Annotated in this window: 2 protein-coding genes; both read left to right on the top strand. The window is 71.6% G+C overall.

Going from position 1 to position 2,849, the window contains the following annotated elements:
• Positions 1–2,363 (top strand): SpoIIE family protein phosphatase (locus G3N92_RS32365; protein ID WP_206131603.1); only part of this gene is annotated, 2,363 nt, incomplete at its 5' end.
• Positions 2,364–2,510: 147 nt separating this feature from the next.
• Positions 2,511–2,726 carry a hypothetical protein gene (locus tag G3N92_RS32360; protein WP_206131602.1) on the top strand — a complete coding sequence of 72 codons (216 nt, stop codon included), beginning with the start codon at positions 2,511–2,513 and terminating at the stop codon, positions 2,724–2,726.
• The last annotated feature ends 123 nt before the right edge of the window (positions 2,727–2,849 follow it).

Raw genomic sequence — 2,849 nt, 5'->3', positions numbered from 1 at the left:
TGGCCGACGCGCCGCGCTCGGCCGCGCTCGTCATGCTCGACGGCACGCCGGTGGTATCCACCGGCAAGCCGCTCGACCGGGACGACAACCTGGCCGGCTCGGCGCTGCTGCGCTCGCTGTTGCCGCACGCCGAGGCGGGCGCGTTCTCGGCGCTCGATCTCGACGGCGTGAGCAGCATCGGCGCCTATCGAACCGCGCGGCGCTGGCCGCTCGTGACCGTGGTCGCCGCGCCGGCCGATCGCGCGCTGGCCGGCTGGCGCGCCATTGCGTGCTGGGTGGCGTTCGGCACCGGCGCGGTGCTGGTGCTGTGGGGCGTGGTGTGCCTGGCCGCCGCGCGCAGCCTGCGCCAGAACGCGCTGACCATCGCCGCGCTCGGCCAGTTGATGCGCGAGATCGCGAGCAGCGAGGCGCGCAACACGGCGGTGCTGACCAGCGCGATGGACGGCATGGTCACGCTCGACGCGCTCGGCCACGTGGTCGAGTTCAACCGCGAGGCCGAGCGGATCTTCGGCTACCGCGCCGAGAACCTGATCGGCCAGCCCGGCGAGGCGCTGCTGCCCGACGAGATCCACGAGCTGATGCGCGAGCGCGCGGCCGGCGACGACGAGCGCTCGATCGCGCCGCGCAGCCGGCTCGAACTGAACGCGCGGCGTGCCAACGGCCGCGTGTTTCCGGCCGAGATCTCGGTCGCCCCGGTGGACGTGGACGGCGAGCTGTTCTACTTCTGCACGGTGCGCGATCTGTCCGAGGCGAAGCGCGTCGCGCACGAACGCGCGCAGTTGCTGGCCAAGTACCGCGATTCGTCGTCCGACCTGCGCGGCCTGAAGAACGCGCTCGACGAGCACGCGATCGTCAGCATCGTCGCGCCCGACGGCACGTTCCTCTACGCGAACTCGATGCTGGCCTCGGTCAGCGGCTATCCGACCGACGAGCTGATCGGCCAGTCGTTCCGCCTGCTGCGTCCCGACGACACCGCCGAACAGGCCGTGGACCGCCTGCCCGAGCTGATCCGCGAAGGCGCGCCGTGGAGCGGCCAGCTCGTGCACCGCCGCCGCGACGGCTCGCTGTTCTGGACCGCCTCCACGCTGGTGCCGATCATGAACACGTCGCAGAACACCAAGCACGCGTTCCTGATCCAGACCGACATCAGCCAGCAGGTGGCCGGCGAGCATGCGCTGAAGGCCGCGCAGCGCGCCGAGCTCGAACTCGGCGCGGGCATCCAGCGCGGCCTGCTGATCGGCGATCTGCCGCCGGCCGTGCACGGCTGCCTGATCGCGAGCTTCAACGTGGCCTCGCGCGGCATCAACGGCGATTTCTTCGACTGGTTCGAATTCGACGACGGCTGCTTCGACCTGCTGGTGGGCGACGCGATGGGCAAGGGCGTGCCGGCCGCGCTGCTCGGCGCAGCGCTGAAGATGCAGTTCTCGCGTTCGATCGCCGAGCTGATCGCGCACGGCACGCCGCGGCCCTCGCCGGCGCGCATCGTCGCGCACGCGCAGCGCGCCATGCACGCGCGGCTGCAGGCGCTCGACAGCTTCGTCACGCTTTGCTACCTGCGCATCGACCGCGCGCGCGGCACCGCCACCTGGGTGGGCTGCGGGCACGAGGAAACCATGGTGTTCCGCGGCAAGGCGCCGCCCGAATTCCTGCGCAACCAGCATCCGCCGCTCGGCGTGATCGAGGAAGCCGACGTGTTCGAGGATACGGTGCGGCTCGGCGCGGGCGACACCGTGGTGCTCTATTCGGACGGCCTGACCGACGCGGTCGACCGCGCCGGCGAGCGGTTCGGCCTCGACCGCCTGTCGGCCACGCTGCGCGGGCTGCTGCCGAGCCATCGCCGCCCCGGCACGATCGTGCGCGGCATGCGCGCGGCCGTGGAGGCCTTCACCCGCAGCGCGCGGATTCCCGACGACATGACGATGCTCGTGCTGCAAATGCCGGACGGCGAGCCCGGCGCGCGCCGCGGGCGGCTCGACCTGCCGCGCACGCTGTCGCAGTTGCAGTTGCTGCGCGGCTTCGTCACGGCGCATGCGGCGGCCGGCATCGGCGAGGACGACGCGGCCGCGCTGGCGCTGGCCGCCGTCGAACTGGCCAGCAACGTGGTGCGCCACGATTCGCAGCCGGGCGACGGGCCGATCGAGGTGGTCTGCACGGCCAATCACGGCGTGGCCACGCTCGAATTCGTCTACGACGGCCGGCCGTTCACGCCGCCGCCCGAGCTGGCGCCCGATTTCTCGGGCGAATCGGAAGGCGGCTTCGGCCTGTTCATCATTCGCGAAAGCTGCGACGAGGTCAGCCATGCGCACGTCAACGGCATCAATCGCGTGCTGCTGACCAAGCGGCGTCACACAGTGCCGATCTGACGCCGGGGCAGGGCGGCCGCGCGCCGCCCCGCTCCGGTTCCGGCGCTTGCATCGGGCCCCTTTATAGGTGCCTACGTTTGCAGTTCCGTCACGATTCCCAGGCCGATTCGCGTTGAAATACGCCCATCCACGCAGGAGGGCTACGCGATGATCGCAATCTCTTTGGACGCACAACAACGTTGCAGCCGCCAGTCGGGCGGCCGGCAGGACGACGTTCGCCTGCAGCCGGGACGTGCGCGTCATCTGCCGCAATCGGCGCGCGAATGGCGGCGCCTGCGCTCGGCCACCGCGCCGCTGCGCCGTCAGCCCCCGCCGTGCTGGGTCGGCAGCGCGTTCCGCGCGCCGATGGAGGACGAGTTTTGAACGCGCCGCGCATCGCCGTCGTGGTGACGGGGCGCGACCGGGGCGGCGCGCTGTCGCGCTGCCTGCGCAGCGTGCGCGGGGCCGACTGGCGCGATCTGCCGGTCGAGGTGATCTACGCGACCA

The organism is Burkholderia sp. Ac-20379 (genome assembly GCF_017104645.1).
Lineage (GTDB): Bacteria > Pseudomonadota > Gammaproteobacteria > Burkholderiales > Burkholderiaceae > Burkholderia.
This window is presented reverse-complemented; position numbering and strand designations above follow the sequence as displayed.

Coding starts and splice junctions, on each gene's coding strand:
- G3N92_RS32360 (WP_206131602.1), top strand. CDS start 2,511: ATGATCGCAATCTCTTTGGACGCACAACAACGTTGCAGCCGCCAGTCG.